The sequence below is a fragment of the Citrobacter sp. XY323 genome (assembly GCF_025106035.1).
Taxonomy (GTDB): Bacteria; Pseudomonadota; Gammaproteobacteria; order Enterobacterales; family Enterobacteriaceae; genus Citrobacter; species Citrobacter braakii.
Window position 1 is genome coordinate 1 of sequence record NZ_JANYUK010000011.1, and the last position, 25106, is coordinate 25106.

Annotated in this window: 25 protein-coding genes, 1 tRNA gene and 1 pseudogene; 15 read left to right on the forward strand and 12 right to left on the reverse strand. The window is 49.2% G+C overall.

Annotation, left to right across the window (positions count from 1 at the left end; genetic code table 11):
• Positions 1 to 112: 112 nt before the first annotated feature.
• The 3 genes from N0B36_RS14120 to N0B36_RS14130 all read right to left on the reverse strand — a co-directional run bounded on the left by N0B36_RS14120 (position 113) and on the right by N0B36_RS14130 (position 1707).
• Positions 113 to 197, reverse strand: a tRNA-Tyr gene (locus tag N0B36_RS14120).
• Between the two features lie 156 nt (positions 198 to 353).
• Complete coding sequence (gene purU / locus N0B36_RS14125; protein ID WP_016153278.1) at positions 354 to 1196, reverse strand: formyltetrahydrofolate deformylase; 843 nt, start codon at positions 1194 to 1196, stop codon at positions 354 to 356.
• Positions 1197 to 1251: 55 nt separating this feature from the next.
• The gene (locus N0B36_RS14130; RefSeq protein ID WP_016153277.1) at positions 1252 to 1707 is read right to left on the reverse strand and encodes a YchJ family protein; all 456 of its coding nucleotides are present in this window, start codon (positions 1705 to 1707) and stop codon (positions 1252 to 1254) included.
• A gap of 111 nt (positions 1708 to 1818) precedes the next feature.
• On the opposite strand from N0B36_RS14130, the gene rssA reads away from it, so the two are divergent.
• The 3 genes from rssA (at position 1819) to galU (ending at position 4947) form a co-directional block, all read left to right on the forward strand.
• Positions 1819 to 2730, forward strand: coding sequence for a patatin-like phospholipase RssA (gene rssA / locus N0B36_RS14135; RefSeq protein ID WP_016156731.1), 912 nt, complete (start codon positions 1819 to 1821; stop codon positions 2728 to 2730).
• 90 nt (positions 2731 to 2820) lie between these two features.
• Complete coding sequence (gene rssB, locus N0B36_RS14140; protein ID WP_016153275.1) at positions 2821 to 3834, forward strand: two-component system response regulator RssB; 1014 nt, start codon at positions 2821 to 2823, stop codon at positions 3832 to 3834.
• 204 nt (positions 3835 to 4038) lie between these two features.
• A complete protein-coding gene (galU, locus tag N0B36_RS14145) occupies positions 4039 to 4947 on the forward strand; it encodes a UTP--glucose-1-phosphate uridylyltransferase GalU (protein ID WP_016153274.1) in 909 nt (302 codons plus the stop codon).
• A 137-nt stretch (positions 4948 to 5084) separates the two neighbouring features.
• Here galU and hns read toward each other — a convergent pair whose 3' ends face one another.
• The gene (hns, locus tag N0B36_RS14150) at positions 5085 to 5498 is read right to left on the reverse strand and encodes a histone-like nucleoid-structuring protein H-NS (protein ID WP_003020723.1); all 414 of its coding nucleotides are present in this window, start codon (positions 5496 to 5498) and stop codon (positions 5085 to 5087) included.
• A 623-nt stretch (positions 5499 to 6121) separates the two neighbouring features.
• On the opposite strand from hns, the gene tdk reads away from it, so the two are divergent.
• Positions 6122 to 6739 (forward strand): thymidine kinase, encoded by a 618-nt coding sequence (gene tdk / locus N0B36_RS14155; protein ID WP_019076935.1) that lies wholly within the window; start codon positions 6122 to 6124, stop codon positions 6737 to 6739.
• A 238-nt stretch (positions 6740 to 6977) separates the two neighbouring features.
• On the opposite strand, the gene adhE is transcribed toward tdk, so the two are convergent.
• Positions 6978 to 9656, reverse strand: a complete 2679-nt coding sequence (adhE, locus tag N0B36_RS14160) for a bifunctional acetaldehyde-CoA/alcohol dehydrogenase (protein ID WP_016153272.1) — start codon at positions 9654 to 9656, stop codon at positions 6978 to 6980.
• Positions 9657 to 10143: 487 nt separating this feature from the next.
• On the opposite strand from adhE, the gene ychE reads away from it, so the two are divergent.
• From ychE to N0B36_RS14195, 7 genes are all read left to right on the forward strand, one after another.
• Positions 10144 to 10791 (forward strand): NAAT family transporter YchE, encoded by a 648-nt coding sequence (gene ychE, locus N0B36_RS14165; protein WP_003020714.1) that lies wholly within the window; start codon positions 10144 to 10146, stop codon positions 10789 to 10791.
• Between the two features lie 771 nt (positions 10792 to 11562).
• The gene (gene oppA, locus N0B36_RS14170) at positions 11563 to 13194 is read left to right on the forward strand and encodes an oligopeptide ABC transporter substrate-binding protein OppA (protein ID WP_016153271.1); all 1632 of its coding nucleotides are present in this window, start codon (positions 11563 to 11565) and stop codon (positions 13192 to 13194) included.
• A 120-nt stretch (positions 13195 to 13314) separates the two neighbouring features.
• Positions 13315 to 14235: an oligopeptide ABC transporter permease OppB gene (gene oppB, locus N0B36_RS14175; protein WP_003020708.1), complete on the forward strand. Its 921-nt coding sequence runs from the start codon at positions 13315 to 13317 to the stop codon at positions 14233 to 14235.
• 14 nt (positions 14236 to 14249) lie between these two features.
• Positions 14250 to 15158, forward strand: a complete 909-nt coding sequence (gene oppC / locus N0B36_RS14180) for an oligopeptide ABC transporter permease OppC (RefSeq protein WP_003020701.1) — start codon at positions 14250 to 14252, stop codon at positions 15156 to 15158.
• Between the two features lie 11 nt (positions 15159 to 15169).
• Positions 15170 to 16183, forward strand: coding sequence for a murein tripeptide/oligopeptide ABC transporter ATP-binding protein OppD (gene oppD, locus N0B36_RS14185; RefSeq protein WP_003833364.1), 1014 nt, complete (start codon positions 15170 to 15172; stop codon positions 16181 to 16183).
• The gene (gene oppF, locus N0B36_RS14190) at positions 16180 to 17184 is read left to right on the forward strand and encodes a murein tripeptide/oligopeptide ABC transporter ATP-binding protein OppF (protein ID WP_016156729.1); all 1005 of its coding nucleotides are present in this window, start codon (positions 16180 to 16182) and stop codon (positions 17182 to 17184) included. Before oppD ends, oppF begins: the two co-directional genes overlap by 4 nt.
• 46 nt (positions 17185 to 17230) lie before the next feature.
• Entirely contained in the window at positions 17231 to 18067 is an 837-nt protein-coding gene (locus tag N0B36_RS14195; protein ID WP_049269434.1) for an ion transporter, read from the forward strand.
• A 36-nt stretch (positions 18068 to 18103) separates the two neighbouring features.
• Here N0B36_RS14195 and N0B36_RS14200 read toward each other — a convergent pair whose 3' ends face one another.
• Both N0B36_RS14200 and cls read right to left on the reverse strand, forming a co-directional pair.
• Positions 18104 to 18433 carry an HI1450 family dsDNA-mimic protein gene (locus N0B36_RS14200; protein WP_003020691.1) on the reverse strand — a complete coding sequence of 110 codons (330 nt, stop codon included), beginning with the start codon at positions 18431 to 18433 and terminating at the stop codon, positions 18104 to 18106.
• Between the two features lie 34 nt (positions 18434 to 18467).
• Entirely contained in the window at positions 18468 to 19928 is a 1461-nt protein-coding gene (gene cls, locus N0B36_RS14205; protein WP_016156727.1) for a cardiolipin synthase, read from the reverse strand.
• Between the two features lie 142 nt (positions 19929 to 20070).
• Here cls and N0B36_RS14210 point away from each other — a divergent pair, with 142 nt between their 5' ends.
• Complete coding sequence (locus N0B36_RS14210; RefSeq protein ID WP_016153268.1) at positions 20071 to 20244, forward strand: YciY family protein; 174 nt, start codon at positions 20071 to 20073, stop codon at positions 20242 to 20244.
• Between the two features lie 51 nt (positions 20245 to 20295).
• Here N0B36_RS14210 and N0B36_RS14215 read toward each other — a convergent pair whose 3' ends face one another.
• Positions 20296 to 20592 carry a YciI family protein gene (locus tag N0B36_RS14215; RefSeq protein WP_003020675.1) on the reverse strand — a complete coding sequence of 99 codons (297 nt, stop codon included), beginning with the start codon at positions 20590 to 20592 and terminating at the stop codon, positions 20296 to 20298.
• Between the two features lie 224 nt (positions 20593 to 20816).
• Here N0B36_RS14215 and tonB point away from each other — a divergent pair, with 224 nt between their 5' ends.
• Positions 20817 to 21533, forward strand: coding sequence for a TonB system transport protein TonB (gene tonB, locus N0B36_RS14220; RefSeq protein WP_259688625.1), 717 nt, complete (start codon positions 20817 to 20819; stop codon positions 21531 to 21533).
• 75 nt (positions 21534 to 21608) lie between these two features.
• Here tonB and yciA read toward each other — a convergent pair whose 3' ends face one another.
• The 4 genes and pseudogenes from yciA to N0B36_RS14240 all read right to left on the reverse strand — a co-directional run.
• Positions 21609 to 22010: an acyl-CoA thioester hydrolase YciA gene (yciA, locus tag N0B36_RS14225; RefSeq protein ID WP_016153266.1), complete on the reverse strand. Its 402-nt coding sequence runs from the start codon at positions 22008 to 22010 to the stop codon at positions 21609 to 21611.
• A 165-nt stretch (positions 22011 to 22175) separates the two neighbouring features.
• The gene (locus N0B36_RS14230) at positions 22176 to 22715 is read right to left on the reverse strand and encodes a septation protein A (RefSeq protein WP_016153265.1); all 540 of its coding nucleotides are present in this window, start codon (positions 22713 to 22715) and stop codon (positions 22176 to 22178) included.
• A 54-nt stretch (positions 22716 to 22769) separates the two neighbouring features.
• Positions 22770 to 23513, reverse strand: coding sequence for a YciC family protein (locus N0B36_RS14235; RefSeq protein WP_016153264.1), 744 nt, complete (start codon positions 23511 to 23513; stop codon positions 22770 to 22772).
• 28 nt (positions 23514 to 23541) lie between these two features.
• A pseudogene (locus tag N0B36_RS14240) lies at positions 23542 to 23628 on the reverse strand (YkgJ family cysteine cluster protein); the annotation flags it as partial.
• A gap of 283 nt (positions 23629 to 23911) precedes the next feature.
• On the opposite strand from N0B36_RS14240, the gene ompW reads away from it, so the two are divergent.
• Positions 23912 to 24550: an outer membrane protein OmpW gene (gene ompW / locus N0B36_RS14245; protein WP_016153263.1), complete on the forward strand. Its 639-nt coding sequence runs from the start codon at positions 23912 to 23914 to the stop codon at positions 24548 to 24550.
• Between the two features lie 132 nt (positions 24551 to 24682).
• The gene (locus tag N0B36_RS14250) at positions 24683 to 24958 is read left to right on the forward strand and encodes a hypothetical protein (protein ID WP_016153262.1); all 276 of its coding nucleotides are present in this window, start codon (positions 24683 to 24685) and stop codon (positions 24956 to 24958) included.
• Positions 24959 to 25106 lie beyond the last annotated feature (148 nt).

Consider the following 25106-nt stretch of genomic DNA (forward strand, 5'->3'; position numbering starts at 1 on the left):
GGGAAGGATTCGAACCTTCGAAGTCGATGACGGCAGATTTACAGTCTGCTCCCTTTGGCCGCTCGGGAACCCCACCAGGGGTATACTAATTTTATGAATCTATCGGAATGAATGGTGGTGGGGGAAGGATTCGAACCTTCGAAGTCGATGACGGCAGATTTACAGTCTGCTCCCTTTGGCCGCTCGGGAACCCCACCACGGGGTAATGCTAGTTACTGGCCTGCTTCCGTTGGAAGCGGGGCGCATCATATCAAATGATGCGCCCCTGTAAAGTATTCCGTTGATAAAAAAGAACTGGTTGCCTGATTTTTACGCGTAAAGATGTAAAGGTAACCAATTCAATTATCAATCGATTACAGAATAATCGTTCGGTTACCGTAAACAAAGACGCGTTGAGCCAGAACCTGATACAGCGCGCGGCTTAATACATTTTTCTCAACGTCGCGACCCGCACGCATCATGTCTTCCGCGGTGTAGGTGTGATCCACATGAATTACGTCCTGCATAATGATTGGGCCTTCATCGAGGTTATCATTCACGTAGTGGGCTGTTGCACCGATGATCTTCACACCGCGCTCATAAGCCTGATGGTAAGGGCGAGCGCCAATAAACGCTGGCAGGAATGAATGGTGAATATTGATAATCTTATTCGGGAAGCGTGAAACAAATGTTGGTGTCAGAACGCGCATGTATTTTGCCAGCACGACATAGTCAGGTTGGTGCGCGTCGATAGCGTCGGCCATTTTCAGGTCATGTTCGTCACGCGTTAAACCTTCGTGGCTGACCAGCTCAAATGGGATATCAAACCGTTCAACCAAAGGTCGCAGCGTCTCGTGGTTGCCGATCACAGCGGCGATTTCAACATCCAGCCCGCCATAATTGGCCTTCATTAACAGGTCACCCAGACAATGTGCCTCCTTGGTGACCAAAATGACGATACGGCGGCGTCCTGCTGGTGTTAATTCACGAATGGATCCATCTGGAAGGGCACTATCCAGATCGGCAAGCAGCGTGACGTCGTTAAAAATACCCTCCAGTTCGGTACGCATAAAAAAGCGCCCGGTCCGGTGGTCCACGAACTCATTGTTCTGCACGATGTTCAGTTCATGCTTGTAACAGATATTCGTAATGCGCGCGATCAGACCTTTTTGGTCCGGACAAATAGTACGCAGCACTTTTCGTTGTAATGAATGCATTTGCAGCGGTGATCCTGTTGAGAATGTTTGCAAAATTGATACTGTCGGGCGTTGATTAGCCGCAGCACTTTTTAAATTTTTTACCGGAGCCACAAGGGCAGGTATCGTTTCGTCCAATTTGAGGGCGTGTACCGTCTATATAGTACCACTGACCGTTTTCTTTTAAAAAACGAGAGCGCTCGATAATTGCACCTGTTTTACCTTGTTCAGAAAATCGCGCAACAAAGCTGACATAGCCGATATTTTCTGTGTCTGCCGTTTGTTGTTCAAAAACGGTCAGCCCGAGCCATTCGGTGTGGCTAAATCCTGCGATAATGTCGTCACGAAACGCGGCTGCATGACAGTCCGGATGCCAGGTCTTGATAAGGTAATCTGCGTCTTTCATCACAAAAGCACAGTAACGAGAACGCATGAGGTGTGACGGCGTAGGTGCTACTTGCGCGCCGGACACATAACGGTAGCAACATAGGCTATACTCGACAGCGCTACCACAGGGACAAAGCTGAGACACAAAGTACTCCCTGGAATAAAAAAACGGCGTAAAAACGCCAGGGTAGCACTATGTTAACTGAGCGGTAGCGATGTTGCTACGTCTGCAAGCCAGGGGAAGTTTGTACGTACAATGAGAAAAATAAAAATTGGGCTGGCGCTAGGTTCCGGCGCGGCGCGAGGTTGGTCGCATATTGGCGTTATTAAAGCCCTAAAGCATATGGGCATTGATGTTGATATTGTGGCAGGGTGCTCCATTGGTTCGCTGGTTGGTGCAGCCTACGCATGCAATAAGTTACCTGCTCTCGAACAATGGGTTTGTTCTTTCAGCTATTGGGACGTCTTACGTCTGATGGATCTCTCGTGGCGCAGGGGCGGTTTACTGCGTGGTGAACGGGTATTCAATCAGTACCGTAATGTCATGCCGGTAGAAGCAATTGAGCAATGCACTCGCCGTTTTGCAACTGTGGCTACTAATCTGAGTACGGGTCGGGAGCTCTGGTTCACGGAAGGTGATTTGCACCTGGCTGTTCGGGCCTCCTGCAGTATTCCTGGTCTGATGTCCCCTGTAGCGCATAATGGTTACTGGCTGGTCGATGGCGCGGTGGTGAATCCCGTTCCTGTATCCTTAACTCGCGCGCTGGGCGCTGATATCGTTATTGCCGTCGATCTGCAACACGATGCGCATCTTATGCAGCAAGATTTACTCTCCTTCAACGTCAGCAGTGATGCCGAAACGGGTGATGATGTTGACGCGCTTTCATGGCGTGCCCGACTGAAAGAGCGCTTGAGCAACATAACGGCCAGGCGTGCGGTAACCGCGCCGACGGCGATGGAGATCATGACGACTTCTATTCAGGTTCTGGAAAACCGTCTGAAACGTAACCGCATGGCCGGTGACCCGCCAGATATCCTGATCCAGCCGTTTTGTCCGCAAATATCCACGCTGGATTTTCACCGAGCCAGCGCAGCCATTGCTGCTGGGCAACTGGCGGTCGAGAAGAAAATGGATGAGCTTCTACCCCTGGTGAAAACCAACATCTAACGCATTTTTTATCAACACTTAAGCAAATTCTGACAGGCGTGAGTAGCAATAGCATGCCACTATTTACTAAAGCCAGTCAGGGGGGAGAATATGACGCAGCCATTGGTCGGAAAACAGATTCTTATCGTTGAGGATGAGCCGGTATTTCGCTCACTCATGGACTCATGGTTTTCCTCTTTGGGAGCGACAACGGCGGTAGCTGGCGATGGACTTGAAGCACTTGAATTACTCGGGCACTTTAACCCCGACCTGATTATCTGCGACCTGGCTATGCCACGAATGAACGGCCTTAAGCTAGTAGAGTATCTGCGTAATCGTGGCGATCAGACCCCAATCCTGGTGATATCAGCGACGGAAAACATGTCTGATATAGCCAAAGCACTGCGATTGGGTGTGGATGATGTGCTGCTAAAGCCGGTAAAAGACCTGAACCGCCTGCGCGAAACCGTCTTTGCGTGTCTGTATCCGAATATGTTTAATTCACGCGTGGAAGAAGAAGAGCGGCTGTTTCGCGACTGGGATGCGATGGTCGGGGATCCCGCCGCTGCAGCGAAGCTGTTACAAGAATTACAGCCTCCTGTGTCGCAAGTTATTTCACGATGTCGGATCAACTATCGTCAATTGGTAGCCGCCGATCAGCCGGGGCTGGTACTGGATATTGCACCGCTATCGGACCATGACCTTGCGTTTTATTGTCTGGATGTGACGCGGGCAGGGGATAATGGCGTTCTGGCAGCATTGTTACTGCGGGCGCTATTTAACGGTTTGCTGCAGGAACAGCTCGCGCATCAAAATCAACGATTGCCGGAGCTCGGTGCGTTATTGAAACAGGTTAACCATTTATTGCGCCAGGCTAATTTGCCCGGACAATTCCCTTTGCTGGTGGGTTATTACCACAGCGGATTAAAAAACCTGATTCTGGTATCAGCAGGGCTGAATGCGACATTAAATACAGGTTCCCACAATGTACAAATCAGCAATGGCGTTCCGTTGGGAACCTTAGGGAATGCGTATCTTAATCAACTGAGCCAACGTTGCGAATCCTGGCAATGCCAAATTTGGGGGGCCGGTGGTCGGCTGCGCCTGATGTTGTCTGCAGAATGAACAACCGAGTGGAGTGAGAATGAAATTGGCTCACCCCCCTCATGCTGTGAGTGCTACTATCAGCGCCAGATTTATTCGTATTTATCTTAATTATACCGACGCGCGTCCTTTTCAGACCAGAAGCTTGTCGCGGTACTGATATACTTGGATGCGATACAGATTGATGAACACGTTCAATACATGAACAGTCCAGGAGAGTTTTAAATGGCTGCCCTTAATTCAAAAGTCAAAAAGGCCGTTATCCCGGTTGCGGGATTAGGAACCAGGATGTTACCGGCTACGAAAGCAATCCCGAAAGAGATGCTACCGTTGGTTGATAAGCCATTAATTCAGTACGTCGTAAACGAATGTATTGCTGCGGGCATCACTGAAATTGTACTTGTAACTCACTCGTCTAAAAATTCGATTGAAAACCACTTCGATACCAGCTTTGAACTTGAAGCTATGCTGGAAAAACGTGTAAAACGCCAGCTTCTGGAAGAAGTGCAATCTATTTGTCCGCCACATGTCACTATTATGCAGGTGCGTCAGGGACTGGCCAAAGGTCTGGGCCACGCGGTATTGTGCGCGCACCCGGTGGTTGGCGATGAGCCCGTTGCGGTTATCTTGCCGGACGTCATTCTTGACGAATACGAATCTGATTTATCACGCGACAACCTTGCCGAAATGATTCATCGTTTCGATGAAACAGGCAGCAGCCAGATTATGGTTGAGCCGGTAGAAGATGTTACCGCTTATGGTGTTGTTGATTGTAAAGGCGTTGAATTAGCGCCGGGCGAAAGCGTACCGATGGTTGGCGTTGTTGAAAAGCCGAAAGCGAATGTGGCGCCATCTAATCTGGCCGTCGTGGGGCGTTACGTCCTTAGCGCGGATATCTGGCCTCTGCTGGCAAAAACGCCTCCGGGAGCCGGTGACGAAATTCAGCTGACTGATGCTATCGATATGCTGATTGAAAAAGAAACGGTTGAAGCTTATCACATGAAGGGCAAAAGCCATGACTGTGGTAATAAGCTGGGCTATATGCAGGCGTTCGTTGAATATGGTATTCGCCATAATACTCTCGGCGCTGAATTTAAAGCCTGGCTGGAAGATGAGATGGGTATTAAGAAGTAACCTGCTGGTATTATCAGGTCTGAACGGTGCTGTTAATCCAGCACCGTTTTTTTATACCTGAACTGGGTAGGGACTGTGCGAAGTACAGGTAAAAAAAATCCCGCCAGTGGCGGGATTTTAAGCAAACTATTTCTGAATTATTCCTTGATTAAGAAATCGTCCAGTTGTTTACCTTGTTCTTCCATCGCTTTTTTGATCACTGCCGGTGTACGACCCTGACCAGTCCAGGTTTTAGTTTCACCGTTTTCGTCAACATAGCTATATTTAGCCGGACGTGCAGCGCGTTTAGCTTTGGTGCCAGATTTAACAGCAGCCATGCTATTCAGCAGTTCGTTCGGGTCAATGCCGTCAGCGATCAGCATTTCACGATATTGTTGCAGTTTACGAGTACGTTCTTCAACTTCAGCAGCTGCAGCGCTTTCTTCTTCACGGCGCTCGCTAACAACAACTTCTAATTTTTCCAGCATTTCTTCAAGCGTTTCCAGAGTACATTCTCTTGCCTGCGCACGAAGAGTACGGATGTTGTTCAGAATTTTAAGTGCTTCGCTCATTGTAGTAATCTCAAACTTATATTGGGGGTGGTTTGTTGAGCTAATAATAGAGCGATAAATTCAGTTGTGCAATAGCCAGGAATGTAAGGAATTCAAAATTGCGCTTTATTTAGTATCAGAATTAATTCATCTGTCTTAAATTCACCGCGACGTTGGGCATAAAAAAGGCTTATTGGTGAGGGGGCTTCTCAGCGGCTGAGAGTAAAAATTCAAGATTCAGGTCACATTTTATGGTGTACAAATAGTATCTCTTTGCAGTGATTTCAACCTTTTGTATTAGTTTTGCTTACATGAATTCGCTAATACATGGCGACAGTGGGTAGATTCAATAACAATAAGGGAAGGGTTTCTTTATTGCCGTAAGAAGATAAGAGGTATGGATAAATTTCATGAGCACTATTTGTGAAAGAGTGTGTATATACCCGTCCAGTTTCAGGCTGCCTGGGCTATGACTGGAGTGTACTAGCGCTCCCATGTCACTTAAAGGATCGGTTATTTAGGCGACACTGAGCGAGTCTGAACGCCTATTTATACGCCTATGCAGGCAACGCTACACCGACACGTTCGTGAAATATGGTACAATCCTGCCCATATTTATTTCCCCGGGTGAGGGCCTACGGTCAATGGCACAGCTATATTTTTACTATTCTGCAATGAATGCCGGTAAGTCGACTGCATTGCTGCAATCTTCGTACAATTATCAGGAACGTGGGATGCGTGCCGTGGTATATACAGCGGAAATTGATGACCGCTTTGGTGCTGGAAAAGTAAGTTCACGTATAGGTCTGTCGTCACCTGCAAAATTGTTTAACCAAAATTCATCATTGTTCGAAGAGATTCGGGCTGAGAATGAGCAGCAAAGAATTCACTGTGTACTGGTTGATGAGTCGCAGTTTCTGACTCGACAGCAGGTTTATGAATTATCAGAAGTTGTCGATCAGCTGGATATTCCCGTGTTGTGCTACGGCTTGCGTACCGATTTTCGTGGTGAGTTATTTGGCGGCAGCGAATACCTGTTGGCATGGTCAGATAAACTGGTTGAATTAAAAACCATTTGTTTCTGTGGGCGTAAGGCCAGCATGGTGTTGCGTCTTGATCAGGCAGGACGACCTTATAACGAGGGCGAACAGGTGGTGATTGGCGGGAACGAACGCTATGTATCGGTATGCCGTAAGCATTATAAGCAAGCACAGTCTGAGGGCTCTCTGACGGCGATACAAGAACGACACAACCACGATTAACTCTACGCGCTTCTGGGCGCTTATTAGCACAGGGTAGGCTGAGACATTCGCTAATGTTCGCTACCCTGTCAGACACTCTCCTGACGCTATTCTCGCATCCTCCTAAGCATCCTTTTACAGGTCCATCCTTTACACGTCGCTGAATTGGTCATGTATCGATTCTGATAACGAAAGATGTAAAAAAAAACGGCCCCAATTTGGGACCGTTTATGGTGAAACTAAAACTTATCTGGATGAATTAAGCGGATTTCTTCGCTTTTTTCTCAGCTTTCGGCGCTGCTACTGCTTCAGTCTTAACGGCGGTTTGATCTTCGCTGTATTCACGACCGTAGTAGGTATCCATCAGGATCTGTTTCAGTTCAGAAATCAGCGGGTAACGCGGGTTAGCACCAGTACACTGGTCATCAAACGCATCTTCAGACAGTTTGTCCACGTGTGCCAGGAAGTCAGCTTCCTGAACGCCAGCTTCACGGATAGACTTAGGAATACCCAGTTCAGCTTTGATTTCGTCAAGCCAGCCCAGCAGTTTCTGGATTTTTGCAGCAGTACGGTCGCCCGGTGCGCTCAGACCCAGATGGTCTGCGATTTCAGCGTAGCGACGACGAGCCTGCGGACGGTCGTACTGGCTGAATGCAGTCTGTTTAGTCGGGTTGTCGTTCGCGTTATAACGAATAACGTTGCTGATCAGCAGGGCGTTCGCCAGACCGTGAGGAATGTGGAACTGAGAACCCAGCTTGTGCGCCATTGAGTGACATACACCCAGGAAGGCGTTAGCAAATGCAATACCGGCGATGGTTGCTGCACTGTGTACACGCTCACGCGCTACCGGGTTCTTAGAACCTTCGTGGTAGGACGCTGGCAGGTTTTCTTTCAGCAGTTTCAGCGCTTGCAGAGCCTGACCGTCGGAGAACTCAGAAGCCAGCACGGATACGTAAGCTTCCAGGGCGTGAGTGACGGCATCCAGACCACCGAACGCACACAGGGACTTAGGCATATCCATCACCAGGTTGGCATCAACAATCGCCATATCCGGAGTCAGCGCATAGTCTGCCAGCGGGTATTTCTGACCAGTTGCATCGTCAGTAACAACCGCAAACGGAGTAACTTCAGAACCGGTACCAGAAGTGGTGGTGACGGCAACCATCTTCGCTTTTACGCCCATTTTCGGGAACTTGTAGATACGTTTACGGATGTCCATAAAGCGCAGTGCCAGTTCTTCGAAGTGGGTTTCTGGGTGTTCGTACATAACCCACATGATTTTCGCGGCATCCATCGGGGAACCGCCACCCAGCGCGATGATCACGTCTGGTTTAAAGGAGTTAGCCAGCTCAGCACCTTTGCGTACAACGGTCAGAGTTGGGTCAGCTTCCACTTCAAAGAACACTTCGGTTTCAACGCCAGCAGCTTTCAGCACGGAGGTGATCTGGTCAGCATAGCCATTGTTAAACAGGAAGCGGTCGGTCACGATCAGAGCACGTTTGTGACCATCGGTAATCACTTCATCCAGTGCGATTGGCAGAGAGCCACGACGGAAGTAGATAGATTTCGGAAGTTTGTGCCACAACATGTTTTCAGCTCGCTTAGCAACGGTTTTCTTGTTGATCAGGTGCTTAGGACCAACGTTTTCAGAGATGGAGTTACCACCCCAGGAACCACAACCCAGAGTCAGGGAAGGCGCGAGTTTAAAGTTGTACAGGTCACCGATACCACCCTGAGAAGCTGGGGTGTTAATCAGGATACGTGCGGTTTTCATCATCTGACCGAAGTAAGCAACACGTTCTGGCTGGTTGTCCTGGTCGGTGTACAGGCAAGAGGTATGACCGATACCGCCCATCGCAACCAGTTTTTCAGCTTTAATAACGGCGTCTTCGAAGTCTTTCGCACGGTACATTGCCAGCGTCGGAGACAATTTTTCGTGAGCGAACGGTTCGCTTTCGTCAACAACTGTCACTTCACCGATCAGAATCTTAGTGGTTTCTGGTACGGAGAAGCCTGCCAGTTCAGCAATTTTGTATGCCGGCTGACCAACGATAGCCGCGTTCAGCGCGCCATTTTTCAGGATAACGTCCTGAACGGCTTTCAGCTCTTTGCCTTGCAGCATGTAGCCGCCGTGAGTCGCGAAACGCTCACGTACTGCGTCGTATACAGAGTCAACGACAACAACGGACTGTTCAGAAGCACAAATTACGCCGTTATCGAAGGTTTTAGACATCAGAACAGATGCAACAGCACGTTTGATATCAGCGGTTTCATCGATAACCACAGGGGTGTTACCTGCGCCTACACCGATTGCCGGTTTACCGGAGCTGTATGCTGCTTTAACCATGCCTGGACCACCGGTCGCAAGGATCAGGTTGATGTCCGGGTGGTGCATCAGCGCGTTTGACAGTTCTACGGAAGGTTGATCGATCCAGCCGATCAGATCTTTCGGTGCGCCAGCAGCAATTGCTGCCTGCAGAACGATATCAGCAGCTTTGTTAGTGGCATCTTTAGCACGCGGATGCGGAGAGAAGATGATGGCGTTACGCGTCTTCAGACTGATCAGTGATTTGAAGATTGCAGTAGAAGTCGGGTTAGTGGTTGGAACGATACCGCAGATGATACCAATCGGTTCAGCGATGGTAATGGTACCGAAAGTGTGGTCTTCAGCCAGCACACCACAGGTTTTTTCGTCTTTATATGCGTTATAAATGTATTCGGAAGCAAAGTGGTTTTTAATCACTTTATCTTCGACGATGCCCATGCCAGATTCGGCAACGGCCATTTTCGCGAGAGGGATTCGAGCGTCTGCGGCAGCCAGAGCGGCGGCACGGAAGATTTTGTCAACCTGTTCTTGAGTGAAACTGGCATATTCACGCTGGGCTTTTTTTACGCGCTCTACAAGTGCGTTAAGTTCAGCGACATTAGTAACAGCCATAATGCTCTCCTGATAATGTTAAACTTTTTTAGTAAATCATCTGCTCGATACGAGAGTATAGACAGATCGACGAAAATTTGTGTAACGCTTTGAAAATCAAACGGTTAATTAACGTCCACTTTACCTTGATTTACTAAAAGAGCTTATACGCTAGCGCCACTTAATTCTAACGCGCTACCTCCAGGTGGCGTAAGCAAGATTACTCACTTCTGAGTAGTAATTGCGTGATCTGGATCAAAATTTCGCAAAGCTGACACCTTTCAGCAGGCCCTTTTAGCGTTTGTCGGTAAGTGTTAATAAATTGATGGGGTGAATGCCATTAACATTAGCATATTTAATACATATTAATAACACTAAGTATTGGAAGTGTATTTACGTAGATATACACAGATAGAAGGTGAAGTATGCTGACAAAAGGCGTATCTTCAGCGCGGATTTTATCAATTTTTATGACTCATTTTATCCGGCTAACGCTTCGGAGCTAACCGTGATCCAAACGCTATTTGATTTTCCTGTCTATTTTAAGTTTTTCATTGGGTTATTCGCATTGGTTAACCCGGTCGGGATCATCCCAGTCTTTATCAGTATGACCAGCTATCAAACGGCTGCTGCGCGAAATAAAACCAACCTTACGGCAAACCTGTCGGTTGCCATCATCCTGTGGACTTCGCTGTTCCTTGGTGACGGTATTCTGCAGCTCTTCGGTATCTCGATAGATTCGTTCAGGATTGCCGGCGGCATTCTGGTGGTGACTATCGCAATGTCCATGATTAGCGGAAAACTGGGCGAAGATAAGCAAAACAAACAGGAAAAATCAGAAACAGCAATCCGCGAAAGTATCGGCGTAGTGCCGCTGGCATTGCCGTTAATGGCGGGGCCGGGGGCGATAAGCTCAACTATTGTTTGGGGTACGCGCTATCACAGTGCGATTAACCTGTTTGGTTTTTTTGTGGCGATTGCGTTGTTTGCCCTGTGCTGTTGGGGACTGTTCCGCATGGCACCGTGGCTGGTACGGCTGCTGGGCCAAACCGGTATCAACGTCATTACGCGTATTATGGGGTTGTTGTTAATGGCCTTAGGGATCGAATTCATTGTGACTGGAATCAAGTCCATTTTCCCCGGTTTGCTTGCCTGATATTCCTCCTAGTATCAACGGAGCCTCTTTCGGCTCCGTTTCCTTTCATTATTAGTAAAACTTCTCACTAAAGTTGAAAATCAGCATAGAAATATAAAAATATCTGATGGTGATTCATTAATTTATTCATTGATTTTATGGATATAACACTCAATGGTCCACCAGAGGGATCCCGATGTCACTGTTATTTTATTAACATCATACTCTGGGGCTTGCTGAAGGATTATCGAAATGTTATTAGTTATTTCAGCGTTTTTTTTAGATGAATGTGCTAATTAATAACCAATTGTTAAATTTATGTGCATTTTGGCGTGGTGTTGACAAAGGTCCGGGGGTTTAACACTGCGCTGGATGCAACATAATGATTTTTATCGTTTTATTGTCACAATCTTTCATTCGTAAGACTTTTTTAGTGAGATTTATTTCCAATAAAAGAGAATTGGTTAACAAATTTGTAAAATGTATTGGCGGTTAAGAAACGCATTTGATACTTTCCGGCCAGGTATTATGCAGAAGAATTCACGTTGATGAGAATCATTTTCAATTAGTTTCTCTCAACAGGGTAATAACGTGTTTCCGGCAGGGGAGGCACGTAGGCAATCGACGCAAGGCGGTCATACGAATCGCCAGAAATAAATAAAGTCGGTGATAGCAAGCAGTAAAACAAGAAACTACCTGACGGCAGAAAATCTCCGGTGCCGTACAGGGATCCTGACAGGATTAACAGTCTGGTTAAAAAACCAGCCATAATAATGAGGGAGTACAAACACAATGACTAACATCACTAAAAAAAGTTTAGTAGCTGCGGGGATCCTAACTGCGCTAATCGCTGGGAATGTTGCTACGGCGGCAGTTGTACCAGCCGGTGTGCAGCTTGCTGAAAAGCAGACTCTGGTGCGTAATAACGGTTCGGAAGTTCAGTCACTCGATCCACATAAAATCGAAGGTGTACCTGAATCCAATATCAACCGTGACCTGTTTGAAGGTTTATTAATCAGCGATGTCGATGGCAAACCATCGCCTGGCGTGGCTGAAAAGTGGGAAAATAAAGACTTTAAGGTGTGGACATTCCATCTGCGTAAAGACGCTAAATGGTCTGACGGCACGCCTGTTACCGCGCAAGATTTCGTGTATAGCTGGCAACGCCTGGCTAATCCAAATACCGCGTCACCGTACGCCAGTTATTTACAGTACGGTCACATTGTCAATATTGACGATATTATCGCCGGCAAAAAGCCGATCACCGATCTCGGTGTCAAAGCTCTCGACGATCATACATTTGAAGTCACCCTGAGCGAGCCTGTTCCTTATTTCTACAAATTGCTTGTGCACTCATCCGTTTCTCCGGTTCCTAAAGCAGCGGTTGAAAAATACGGTGAGAAATGGACCCAGCCCGCTAACATCGTTACCAACGGCGCCTATAAGCTGAAAGACTGGGTGGTCAACGAGCGCATTGTACTTGAGCGTAACACCAACTACTGGGACAACGCCAAAACGGTTATTAACCAGGTTACCTACCTGCCAATTTCTTCTGAAGTGACTGACGTTAACCGCTATCGCAGCGGCGAAATCGACATGACCTATAACAACATGCCGATCGAGTTATTCCAGAAACTGAAAAAAGAGATCCCGAACGAAGTTCACGTTGACCCGTATCTGTGCACCTATTATTACGAAATCAACAACCAGAAAGCACCGTTCAACGATGTTCGTGTTCGTACCGCCCTGAAACTGGCGTTGGATCGTGACATTATCGTCAACAAAGTTAAAAACCAGGGGGACCTGCCGGCGTATAGCTTTACCCCTCCTTACACCGATGGCGCGAAACTGGTTGAACCTGAGTGGTTCAAATGGTCTCAGGAAAAACGTAATGAAGAAGCGAAAAAACTGCTGGCTGAAGCCGGGTATACCGCTGAAAAACCGTTGACCTTTGACCTGCTGTATAACACCTCAGATCTGCATAAAAAGCTGGCCATCGCTGCGGCATCTATCTGGAAGAAAAATCTGGGCGCCAACGTGAAGCTGGAAAACCAGGAATGGAAAACATTCCTCGATACGCGCCATCAGGGTAACTATGATGTTTCGCGTGCGGGCTGGTGTGCGGATTACAACGAACCAACATCCTTCCTGAATATGGTGCTGTCTGACAGCTCCAACAACACCGTCCACTATAAGAGCCCGGCGTTTGATAAGCTGATTGCGGATACGCTGAAAGTGACTGATGAAGCGCAGCGCAGCGAACTGTATTCGAAAGCGGAACAGCAGCTGGATAAAGATTCTGCGATTGTACCGGTTTATTACTATGTTAACGCCCGCCTGGTGAAACCATGGGTTGGCGGATACTCCGGTAAAGACCCGATGGATAATATCCACGTTAAAGACTTGTATATTATCAAGCATTAATGGCAAGACGTGGGGCAATCATTTTGCCCCACAGTGTCTTTTTCTTCGAACTATTAACACCGCTTTACCTGAACGTCGGGGTAGAAGAGGTGTAAAGGCACACGCCAGAAGGTACGGGCAATGTTAAAATTTATATTACGTCGCTGTCTGGAAGCGATTCCGACGCTGTTTATACTTATTACGATTTCATTCTTTATGATGCGCCTTGCGCCGGGAAGTCCATTCACCGGGGAACGCGCGTTACCGCCAGAGGTACTGGCTAATATCGAAGCGAAATATCATCTTAACGATCCTATCTCGACGCAGTACTTCAGTTACCTCAAGCAGCTGGCACATGGCGATTTTGGGCCATCTTTTAAATATAAAGACTATACGGTAAACGACCTCGTGGCCTCGAGCTTTCCGGTTTCTGCGAAGCTGGGAGCTGCGGCCTTTATTCTGGCGGTCCTCGTTGGCGTTAGCGCTGGGGTAATAGCCGCGCTGAAACAAAATACGCGTTGGGACTACACGGTGATGGGGGTGGCAATGACCGGGGTGGTTATCCCCAGTTTCGTGGTCGCTCCCTTATTGGTCATGATATTTGCCATAACCTTGAAATGGCTGCCCGGAGGCGGCTGGAATGGCGGGGCGTTGAAATTTATGATCCTGCCGATGGTGGCCTTGTCACTGGCTTATATCGCCAGTATCGCCCGTATTACCCGCGGTTCGATGATTGAAGTGTTGCACTCTAACTTTATTCGTACCGCACGCGCTAAAGGGTTGCCGATGCGGCGGATTATTTTCCGCCATGCGTTAAAACCTGCGCTGTTGCCTGTGCTGTCCTATATGGGACCAGCATTTGTCGGCATTATTACCGGTTCGATGGTTATTGAAACCATCTATGGTTTGCCGGGCATTGGCCAGCTGTTCGTCAATGGCGCGTTAAACCGCGACTATTCGCTGGTCCTGAGCCTCACCATACTGGTAGGCACGCTGACCATCGTGTTTAACGCGATTGTCGACGTGCTGTATGCCGTTATCGACCCGAAAATTCGTTACTGATACTGGAGCTCGCTATGATGTTAAGTAAGAAAAACAGCGAAGCGCTGGAGAATTTCAGTGAAAAGCTGGAGGTCGAGGGCCGCAGTCTGTGGCAGGACGCGCGTCGACGCTTTATGCATAACCGCGCGGCGGTAGCAAGCCTGGTCGTGCTGGTGATTATTGCGCTGTTTGTGACGCTGGCGCCGATGCTGTCGCAGTTTACCTACTTCGATACCGACTGGGGCATGATGTCCAGCGCGCCGGATACAGAATCTGGACACTATTTCGGCACCGACTCGTCAGGTCGAGACCTGCTGGTTCGTGTGGCGATTGGCGGTCGCATCTCGTTGATGGTCGGCATTGCCGCGGCGTTGGTCGCGGTAGTTGTCGGCACGCTATACGGTTCTCTGTCGGGCTACCTCGGCGGTAAAATCGACTCGGTGATGATGCGTCTGCTGGAAATCCTCAACTCCTTCCCGTTCATGTTCTTCGTGATTCTGCTGGTCACCTTCTTTGGGCAAAATATCCTGCTGATTTTTGTCGCTATTGGGATGGTATCCTGGCTGGATATGGCGCGTATCGTGCGTGGGCAAACGCTGAGTCTTAAGCGCAAAGAGTTTATTGAAGCAGCGCAAGTGGGTGGGGTATCTACCGTGCGCATCGTTATCCGTCATATTGTGCCGAACGTGCTGGGCGTGGTGGTGGTGTACGCTTCGTTGCTGGTGCCCAGCATGATCCTGTTTGAATCCTTCCTGAGCTTTTTGGGATTAGGGACGCAGGAGCCGTTAAGTAGCTGGGGGGCGTTGCTGAGTGATGGTGCCAACTCGATGGAAGTCTCACCATGGCTGCTGCTGTTCCCGGCAGGATTCCTGGTGGTCACTTTGTTCTGTTTTAACTTTATTGGCGATGGCCTGCGTGATGCCCTCGACCCGAAAGACCGTTAAGGAGTGCAGCCATGAGCGTAATTGAAACCTCAACCGCGCCGCTCGCGCAACAACAGGCTAACGCACTGCTGAACGTTAAAGATCTGCGCGTGACGTTTGCCACCCCCGACGGCGATGTGACTGCGGTAAACGATTTAAACTTTTCTCTGCGAGCTGGAGAAACGCTGGGTATTGTTGGGGAATCCGGTTCAGGTAAATCGCAAACGGCCTTTGCCCTGATGGGCCTGCTGGCAGCAAATGGCCGTATCGGAGGTTCTGCAACTTTCAACGGACGTGAAATTCTGAATTTACCGGAACGAGAGTTGAACAAACTGCGCGCCGAGCAAATCTCGATGATTTTCCAGGACCCGATGACCTCTCTCAATCCGTACATGCGAGTCGGCGAGCAGTTGATGGAAGTTCTCATGCTGCATAAAGGCATGAGCAAAGCGGAAGCCTTTGAAGAATCGGTCAGAATGCTGGATGCGGTGAAAATGCCGGAAGCGCGTAAGCGTATGAAAATGTATCCGCATGAATTCTCTGGCGGGATGCGTCAGCGTGTAATGATCGCCATGGCACTGTTGTGCAGGCCTAAATTACTGATAGCCGATGAGCCGACTACTGCGCTCGATGTTACGGTACAGGCGCAAATCATGACCCTGCTGAATGAACTGAAAAGCGAATTCAACACTGCGATTATCATGATCACCCATGATCTGGGAGTAGTTGCCGGTATTTGCGATAAAGTTTTGGTGATGTACGCCGGACGTACCATGGAATATGGCAGTGCACGGGATGTCTTTTATAAGCCCGTTCATCCGTATTCGATTGGTTTGCTGAATGCCGTACCTCGTCTGGATGCCGAAGGGGAAGAGATGCTGACTATCCCGGGCAACCCGCCGAACCTGTTGCGTCTACCAAAAGGCTGTCCATTCCAGCCGCGTTGCCCGCATGCGATGGAAATCTGTAGCAGTGCTCCGCCACTGGAAGAGTTTAGTCCGGGCCGCCTGCGCGCCTGCTTTAAACCGGTGGAGGAACTGGTATGAATGCGGTCACCGAACAACGAAAAGTGCTCCTTGAAATTGCCGATCTTAAAGTCCATTTCGACATTAAAGACGGCAAGCAGTGGTTCTGGCAGCCGTCTAAAACCCTGAAAGCGGTTGATGGCGTGACTCTGCGACTGTATGAAGGTGAAACCCTGGGCGTGGTCGGCGAATCAGGCTGTGGAAAATCGACTTTTGCCCGTGCGATTATTGGCCTGGTGAAAGCCACCGATGGAAAAGTCGCCTGGCTGGGTAAAGATTTGCTGGGCATGAAACCCGATGAGTGGCGGGAAGTGCGTAGCGATATTCAGATGATTTTCCAGGATCCGCTGGCATCACTGAACCCGCGCATGACCATCGGTGAAATCATTGCCGAACCGCTGCGGACTTATCATCCGAACCTGTCAGGTCAGGAAGTCCGCGACCGTGTGAAGGCGATGATGATGAAGGTGGGGTTGCTGCCAAATCTGATTAACCGCTACCCGCATGAGTTTTCCGGCGGTCAGTGTCAGCGTATTGGTATTGCCCGGGCGCTGATCCTCGAGCCGAAGCTGATTATTTGCGATGAACCGGTTTCGGCACTGGACGTATCCATTCAAGCCCAGGTGGTGAACCTGTTACAACAGCTCCAGCGTGAAATGGGATTATCGTTAATCTTCATTGCTCACGACCTGGCGGTGGTGAAACATATCTCCGATCGTGTGCTGGTCATGTATCTCGGACACGCGGTGGAATTAGGGACTTATGATGAGGTGTACCATAATCCGCTGCACCCTTATACCAAAGCGTTGATGTCTGCAGTGCCGATACCCGACCCGGATCAGGAAAGGAACAAGGTTATCCAGTTGCTGGAAGGCGAATTGCCGTCGCCGATTAACCCTCCTTCCGGCTGCGTGTTCCGTACGCGCTGCCCGATTGCCGGACCGGAATGCGCAAAAACCCGCCCGGTTCTCGAAGGAAGTTTCCGTCACGCAGTTTCCTGCCTGAAAGTAGACCCGCTATAATCCTGAGGGCTGACAAAGGTCAGCCCTTCTTTTTGGTGAGGTATATGTGTCAGGTTTAGTCTCTTCTGTCCGCCGCGCGCTCTATCGCAAATTATTCGATTTAAACACCCGTTCAGGGCGTCGCTTTGAAGGTATGTGTGCGCTGTTCGCCTTGCTCAGCGTTATTGTTATCTTCATTGAGTCCGGGGTCGGGACGCAATACCATTTAACCTTTGAGGAATGGCGCATTTTTGTCTGGCTGGAGATCTTTATTACTCTGGTCTTTACCCTCGAATATTTTCTTCGCTTGTGCAGTTGGGCCAATCCCGCAAAATATGTGTTTAGCTTCTGGGGGATTATCGATCTGGCCACCATTTTACCGCTGTATGTGATGTGGCTATGGCCTGAAATCAGTCTGAGCTATGTCTTCGCCTGGCGAGCGATGCGTGTCCTGCGCGTCTTGCGTATTCTCAAGCTGCTGCGTTTTATGCCTTCTCTGCGAGTGTTCTGGAATGCGTTAAAAAGCGCCCGTCATCAACTGATGTTGTTCTATTCCTTTATTGCCATTCTGATGGTTGTTTTCGGCGCGATGATGTATCTGATAGAAGGGCCCAAATATGGCTTTACTACGCTGAATGCGTCTGTGTATTGGGCTATTGTTACGGTCACCACCGTCGGCTACGGTGACATTACACCGCACACGCCGTTGGGACGCATGGTGGCGTCAGTGCTTATCCTGATTGGATACTCTGTGATTGCGATACCGACCGGATTGATAACCACACACATGAGCAGTGCGTTTCAACAGCGCGGATATCAGCGTAGATGTCCACAGTGTCAGCAGGCGCAGCATGAACATAGTGCGCAGTTTTGTAACCGCTGCGGAAGTAAACTGCCGGGCTAAAAATGAAAAAAGCTGCGAGAGCAGCTTTTTTGTTTGTTACTCGCGCCAAAGAATATGGCAGAGTTTGTGATCTTTTTCGCGACATAATAAAACGCGCGCAAAAATATCGTTAATCTCGCCGTCTTCTGTATCTGCCAGACCAATCACCACTTCGGCAAAGAAGTCAGGGTTCAGGTCAAAATCAACATGCTCCTGCCAGTCTTCTGCCGGGTCGAATAACTCGGCACCACCGCGCTCTTCAAACTGTAAATTAAACAGAATGATGTCGGCTGGATCCAGGTTGTCCGCAGCCAGTTCGAGAAAAATATCGTAAGCCTGCTCAAGCGTTTCGTCTTCAGTCAGGCGATTGTTCAAATCCATATCCATAATGACTACCTGTTTACTGTCTGATGGGCACGTTTTACAGCAACGGACTAAAGAAGTAAAACAGTCGCTCAGCGATCCGCTGCCAGAGTGGTCGTTTTACCCACAAACGGGCATCAAGCAGACGGGAACGCGAAATATAATCATCCTGTACTGCCGCGAGATCGCCACCGAATCCGGCATCATCAATGACCAGCGTGATTTCAAAATTGAGCCACAGACTGCGCATATCCAGGTTAACGGTACCGACCAGGCTCAGCTCGCCATCGACCAGTACGCTCTTGGTGTGCAGTAAGCCACCTTCGAACTGATAGATTTTAACGCCAGCCGCCAGCAACTCAGTGAAAAAGGCCCGGCTTGCCCAGCCAACCAGCAGGGAATCATTCTTGCGTGGAAGAATAATACTGACGTCGACCCCGCGCTGCGCCGCTGTACAGATCGCGTGCAGCAGATCGTCGCTGGGAACGAAGTAGGGCGTGGTCATAATTAAATATTCACGCGCCGAATAAGCTGCGGTTAACAGCGCCTGATGAATCAAATCTTCAGGGAAACCAGGTCCCGAAGCGATTGTGTGAATGGTGTGGCCGCTGGCCTGCTCAAACGGCATGATATTGACGTCTGGCGGCGGGGGCAGAATGCGCTTGCCGGTCTCAATTTCCCAGTCGCAGGAATAGACGATGCCCATAGCGGTGGCTACCGGGCCTTCCATTCTCGCCATCAAATCCACCCATTGCCCGACGCCTGCATCTTGTTTGAAGAAACGGGGATCGACCATGTTCATGCTGCCGGTATATGCAATATAGTTATCGATCATGATCATTTTGCGGTGCTGACGCAGGTCCATACGGCGTAAAAATACACGCATCAGGTTTACTTTCAGCGCTTCAACAACCTCGATACCCGCGTTACGCATCATCGCCGCCCATGGGCTGCGAAAGAACGCCACGCTACCCGCGGAGTCCAGCATCAGGCGGCAGTGAATTCCACGCCTTGCGGCAGCCATTAATGACTCGGCGACCTGATCGGCCATACCGCCCGGTTGCCAGATGTAGAACACCATCTCGATGTTGTGACGCGCCAGTTGAATATCACGGATCAATGCCTGCATCACGTCCTCTGAACTGGTGAGCAACTGCAGTTGATTCCCTTTAACGCCAGCGATTCCCTGACGACGCTCGCACAGCTTAAATAAGGATGACGCGACGCTGCTGTTTTCCTGCGCAAAAATATGCTTACAGGCTTTTAGATCGTTCAGCCACTTGGCCGTTGACGGCCACATTGCCCGGGCGCGTTCGGCGCGACGTTTACCCAGGTGGAGCTCACCGAAGGACAGATAAGCAATGATCCCTACCAATGGCAGAATATAGATGATCAAAAGCCAGGCCATTGCGGAGGGCACTGCGCGTCGTTTCATTAGTATGCGTAATGTTACGCCAGCAATGAGTACCCAGTAACCCAGAATGACCAGCCAACTCACCACGGTGTAGAAGGTTGTCATAAATTTAAAAATCCTTTTGAAAGCGTATTGTTAAGAGTTTACGCATCAGGATTAATCTGGCAAATAAAAACACGGGAAAACCACTGGTCTGCATTCGGTGTGGCGTTATAATGGCCGTTCAGTGACTGAAAGAGTAGTAAACATGAAGCGTAGTAGAACGGAAGTGGGACGCTGGCGGATGCTGCGTCAGGCTAGCCGCCGTAAAGCACGTTGGCTTGAAGGACAATCGCGCCGTAATATGCGTATCCATACCATCAGAAAGTGTATTCTCAACCATCAACGTAACTCGTTGCTGTTTGCGATCCACAACATCTGATCTCAAAAGGGCACCGCTGGCGGTGCCCAATGTCTGCTTTTCGTTTTGTTTTTAAAATACTTTTTTGTACGGTTTTACTGAAACCTGCGCGTAAACACCTGCCGCCACGTAGGGATCGGCTTCCGCCCACGCCTGCGCGGCTTCTAAAGATTCAAATTCTGCAATCACCGTTGAGCCGGTAAAGCCTGCGGCGCCCGGATCGTTACTGTCAACCGCTGGCATGGGGCCAGCCGTGAGCAAACGGCCTTCGTCATGAAGGAGTTGCAGACGAGCCAGATGAGCAGGGCGTACGGAAAGACGTTTTTCGAGAGAGTCTGCGATATCTTGAGCGTAAATAACGTACAGCACGGGTAGAGCTCCTTGAACGGTAAAAGGTCATATTTACGTTATTGGAAAGGCCTGGTAACTGCAACGGAAAGATAACTAATATGTTAAGGCCATACTTTGAAAATGGTTTTTTATCATAAAATCGCGTTTTAAATGCCAGTTAGCTTCACGGTCTTATTGAATATGATTGCTATTTGCATTTAAAATCAGGGCCTGGTTTTTTTACTGAAACGATTATGACTTCAATGACCCTTGATTTACCTCGTCGCTTTCCCTGGCCTACGTTACTTTCTGTCGGCATTCATGGTGCTGTAGTGGCAGGTTTGCTGTATACCTCGGTACATCAGGTTATTGAACTGCCTGCGCCAGCGCAGCCGATCTCCGTTACGATGGTTGCGCCTGCCGATCTTGAACCGCCTCAGGCCGTTCAGCCGCCGCCGGAACCTGTCGTCGAGCCTGAACCGGAGCCAGAACCGATCCCCGAACCGCCAAAAGAAGCGCCGGTAGTGATTGAGAAACCGAAGCCCAAGCCTAAACCGAAGCCAAAACCGGTGAAAAAGGTGGAAAAGCAGCCGAAGCGTGATGTTAAACCAGCAGAGCCTCGTCCGGCATCCCCGTTTGAAAATACGGCGCCTGCGCGTCCAACAACCAGTACCGCTCCGGCAACCACTAAACCGGCGGTGAGCGTACCATCGGGTCCGCGAGCCTTAAGTCGTAATCAGCCTCAATATCCGGCACGTGCACAGGCATTGCGCATTGAAGGCCGTGTGAAGGTCAAATTTGACGTGACCTCGGATGGCCGGGTTGAAAATGTGGAAGTTCTGTCCGCACAGCCTGCGAATATGTTTGAGCGTGAAGTGAAAAATGCGATGCGCAGATGGCGTTATGAAGCCGGTAAGCCAGGTTCCGGGCTGGTGGTGAATATTGTTTTCCGCCTGAACGGCACAACACAGATCGAGTAAGCATCAGGCCGGATTTGGCGTTACGCCGCCAAATCCGGCAGAATGATTGCCGGATGGCGATGCTTGCGCGTGCTATCAGGCCAGGGAGGGAATTGGCCGCGGTTTACCGTCTTTATCAACGGCAACGTAGATAAACAGGGCTTCGGTAGCTTTATAGCGCTGGCCGATAGGTTCTGAAGCGACTTTCTTCACCCAGACTTCAATATTAATGCTGATCGAGGTCGTCCCGCGTTTCACGCAGCGTGCGTAGCAACAAACCACATCGCCCACGGCAACCGGGCGCAAAAAGCTCATTCCTTCAACCCGCACCGTTACCACGCGACCATGTGCGATCTCTTTGGCCTGAATAGCGCCACCTATATCCATTTGTGACATCAGCCAGCCGCCAAAAATATCACCGTTTGCGTTGGTATCGGCAGGCATAGCCAGAGTGCGTAAAACCAGTTCGCCCTGGGGAGTGTTATTCGTTGTTGTCATTGTAGAACCGACTATAGAGAAAGATTACAGGCGCGATGCTACTAGAATTTACGCGCTGAGAACAGAGGGGATGCGGCCTGCGGGGCGGAAGTAAGCCAGGTTGAAGGCAACAAGGAACGCGAAGGGATAAAAATTCGCCAGATCCGGAGATCTGGCGAGCATTTATTACGATTTATCTTCCTGCGGAAGGTGGCGGTAAATATAGACTCCGCTCAGTAACGTAAATAGTAAAGTCAGGGCGGTCAGGCCGAACACTTTAAAGTTGACCCAAATATTCTGCGGTAGCCAAAACGCGATATAGATATTCGCCAGACCGCACAGGATAAAGAAGACGGCCCAGGCGAAGTTAAGTTTTGTCCAAACCGGCTGTGGCAAGCTCAGCTCTTTACCTAACATGCGCTGAATCAGCGGCTTTTTCATTACCCATTGGCTAACCAGCAGCGCACCGGCAAACAGCCCGTAAATCACCGTTACTTTCCACTTAATGAATTCATCATTGTGGAAGAAGATGGTCAGGCCACCGAACACGGCTACCAGAACAAAAGTGATCAATGCCATCTTCTCGACCTTGCGATAGCGGACCCAGCTGTAAATCAAAACCACAGCCGTCGCAACAATCAGCGCCGAGGTCGCCGCGTAGATGTCATAGAGCTTATAAAAAGCAAAAAAGACAACCAGCGGTAAAAAATCAAGAAACTGCTTCATTCTTCGATTCCGTCATCAAAAGCACCGGGGACAAGCCCGGAATGCGTTCAGGGTTTATTGGCGAATTAGCATGTACAGGCGGAACAAATAGATCAGCAATACGGCGGAGATCATATTGCTCAGCGTATTCGCCAATACCGCGCCTACATTTGGCGTAAGTACCGCAAAACTTGGCGCAAAAAGCAACAACAACGTTTTTGCCAACAGCCAACCGATCACTGCTGGTGCAACCAGGCGCATATTCGACCACGCCAGACGCATACTGTTGCGCATCGCGGCAAAGACACCCATTTTGTCCTGTACTAACATCACCGGTGCAAGTGCCAGCAGGATAGCCAGCAGAATACCGGGTACCACCACCAGCATAATACCGATTTGCACCAGCAGAGTAGTCAGAAAAATCAGAATAAACAGCTTCGGCAAAACCGGCGCGCTGGCACCGATGGCGCGTAACGCGCTGACCCGATGACCGGCTGAAATCAGCTGAATCATCAGGATAATGCCTCCGGCGAGGATGGCATTACCAATCAGACCGGAAAACGTCGACGCCGCGGAAGCGCGTAGCAAAATTTGCTGTTGCTCCGGGGTCATGTTTTGCACCAGATCGAACAATCCCACGCTGCTGGTTAACTGATCGCCTTCACTAAGTTGCGCAATTTGTGCGTCGGTGGGAGAAAAGGCATGCCCTAACACCACTGTGATAAACGCGCACAACAACGATACCAGCAAGATGGTAATGAATTGATTACGGAAAAAGTTTCCCGTGTCACGGTAAACGGATTTCGCCGTGATAGACATGCACTCTCCTTGAGTTTTGCAGGTGTTCATTTGTGGGCAATTGTACCCTGGATAACTCTACAGTGGCAGCATCGCGCGGTGTATGGAAAAGCATATCTTTGTAAAGCCCCGGTAATTTTTGACTATGACTTCAGCGTCATGCAAGAACGTTGGTTGTTCTCTGCGCATCACGAACAAATAACCATCGCTATTCTGCAACGGAGGTCAGGTACTTGCGTGGCGAAAATATATCGAAATTGATCTGAATTAGGTTAACCAGGATTTTGAATGCAAGTTCTAACTTAATCTGGATCAATAAATGTTAAATTATCAAAGTCAATGTGATCCAGGTTAGATCACTTATTACTCCAATGTGGGTATATTCGTTCCGCTTTTATAACCATAACGATGGAGCGGACATGAAAAAATTAACAGTTGCAGCAGTGGCTTTAACAACTCTTCTCTCTGGTAACGTATTTGCGCATGAGGCCGGAGAATTCTTTATTCGTGCAGGTTCTGCCACCGTCAGACCGACGGAAGGCGCGGGTGGTACGCTGGGAAGCCTGGGTGGCTTTGATGTCAGCAATAACACGCAGTTGGGTCTGACATTTACCTACATGGCAACCGACAATATCGGTGTTGAATTACTGGCAGCCACGCCGTTCCGCCATAAAATTGGCACTGCCACAACAGGTGATATTGCGACCGTTCACCATTTACCGCCGACCTTAATGGCGCAGTGGTATTTCGGCGATTCCAGCAGCAAACTGCGTCCGTACGTTGGTGTCGGTGTGAACTACACCACCTTCTTTGACGAAGGCTTTAACAATAACGGCAAAGAAACCGGTTTATCTGACCTGAGCCTGAAAGACTCCTGGGGCGCAGCAGGGCAAGTGGGTATGGACTATCTGATTAACCGCGACTGGCTGATTAACATGTCGGTCTGGTACATGGATATCGACACCACCGCGAGCTACAAACTGGCTGGCGCGCAGCAGCATGACAGCGTCCGCCTCGATCCGTGGGTGTTTATGTTCTCCGCGGGTTATCGCTTCTAAGTCCGTGATTAAAATACTGAAAAGCTGATCGTTCCACGGTCAGCTTTTTTATTACCAGTTTATTTCTTCCTGCCTTTCTCCCCGTCGATGTAATGCTACTCTTTAAGCAAACTGGCTTTGAGGGTATTGACGATGATGTTGACTCGCCACCTGCTACAACAAAAAATCACACTTTTGGAACCATTCACCGGAGATGAAACGGCAGAGTTCGCCGTGAGTGCCGCGCGTGACTTATTGAATTTTATGGATAAAATTGAAGTACTGGAGAAACGCATTGCGACTCCGGTTAAACTACCTTATTGCAGCGCCAGTCCTGTTTGTGAGATCGAAGCGGGCTACGCTGCAGGCGTGAGCGATTGTCGTGAGGCCATTCGTCGGGCGGGGTATCCGATTGAGGGTGATGATTAGTTTGCATTTATGTTAACAAAAATGTGCTTTTATTGTATAAGTCTGTAACTTTAGCGCACACAACGGCGGGCTTCTAAGGCATCAGCTTAGGGACGGTTAACATTCTCAATCAACATACAGCGCAGTTATGCAACGACAGAAACGGGTA

Bases quoted from the DNA above. Each gene is read 5' to 3' on its own strand.
- adhE (WP_016153272.1), bottom strand. From the start codon at position 9,656: ATGGCTGTTACTAATGTCGCTGAACTTAACGCACTTGTAGAGCGCGTA.
- oppA (WP_016153271.1), top strand. From the start codon at position 11,563: ATGACTAACATCACTAAAAAAAGTTTAGTAGCTGCGGGGATCCTAACT.
- oppB (WP_003020708.1), top strand. From the start codon at position 13,315: ATGTTAAAATTTATATTACGTCGCTGTCTGGAAGCGATTCCGACGCTG.
- hns (WP_003020723.1), bottom strand. From the start codon at position 5,498: ATGAGCGAAGCACTTAAAATTCTGAACAACATCCGTACTCTTCGTGCG.
- N0B36_RS14210 (WP_016153268.1), top strand. From the start codon at position 20,071: ATGAAGCGTAGTAGAACGGAAGTGGGACGCTGGCGGATGCTGCGTCAG.
- N0B36_RS14230 (WP_016153265.1), bottom strand. From the start codon at position 22,715: ATGAAGCAGTTTCTTGATTTTTTACCGCTGGTTGTCTTTTTTGCTTTT.
- oppC (WP_003020701.1), top strand. From the start codon at position 14,250: ATGATGTTAAGTAAGAAAAACAGCGAAGCGCTGGAGAATTTCAGTGAA.
- tdk (WP_019076935.1), top strand. From the start codon at position 6,122: ATGGCACAGCTATATTTTTACTATTCTGCAATGAATGCCGGTAAGTCG.
- galU (WP_016153274.1), top strand. From the start codon at position 4,039: ATGGCTGCCCTTAATTCAAAAGTCAAAAAGGCCGTTATCCCGGTTGCG.
- rssB (WP_016153275.1), top strand. From the start codon at position 2,821: ATGACGCAGCCATTGGTCGGAAAACAGATTCTTATCGTTGAGGATGAG.
- cls (WP_016156727.1), bottom strand. From the start codon at position 19,928: ATGACAACCTTCTACACCGTGGTGAGTTGGCTGGTCATTCTGGGTTAC.
- yciA (WP_016153266.1), bottom strand. From the start codon at position 22,010: ATGACAACAACGAATAACACTCCCCAGGGCGAACTGGTTTTACGCACT.
- tonB (WP_259688625.1), top strand. From the start codon at position 20,817: ATGACCCTTGATTTACCTCGTCGCTTTCCCTGGCCTACGTTACTTTCT.
- N0B36_RS14250 (WP_016153262.1), top strand. From the start codon at position 24,683: ATGATGTTGACTCGCCACCTGCTACAACAAAAAATCACACTTTTGGAA.
- purU (WP_016153278.1), bottom strand. From the start codon at position 1,196: ATGCATTCATTACAACGAAAAGTGCTGCGTACTATTTGTCCGGACCAA.
- N0B36_RS14200 (WP_003020691.1), bottom strand. From the start codon at position 18,433: ATGGATATGGATTTGAACAATCGCCTGACTGAAGACGAAACGCTTGAG.
- oppF (WP_016156729.1), top strand. From the start codon at position 16,180: ATGAATGCGGTCACCGAACAACGAAAAGTGCTCCTTGAAATTGCCGAT.
- N0B36_RS14235 (WP_016153264.1), bottom strand. From the start codon at position 23,513: ATGTCTATCACGGCGAAATCCGTTTACCGTGACACGGGAAACTTTTTC.
- rssA (WP_016156731.1), top strand. From the start codon at position 1,819: ATGAGAAAAATAAAAATTGGGCTGGCGCTAGGTTCCGGCGCGGCGCGA.
- oppD (WP_003833364.1), top strand. From the start codon at position 15,170: ATGAGCGTAATTGAAACCTCAACCGCGCCGCTCGCGCAACAACAGGCT.
- ompW (WP_016153263.1), top strand. From the start codon at position 23,912: ATGAAAAAATTAACAGTTGCAGCAGTGGCTTTAACAACTCTTCTCTCT.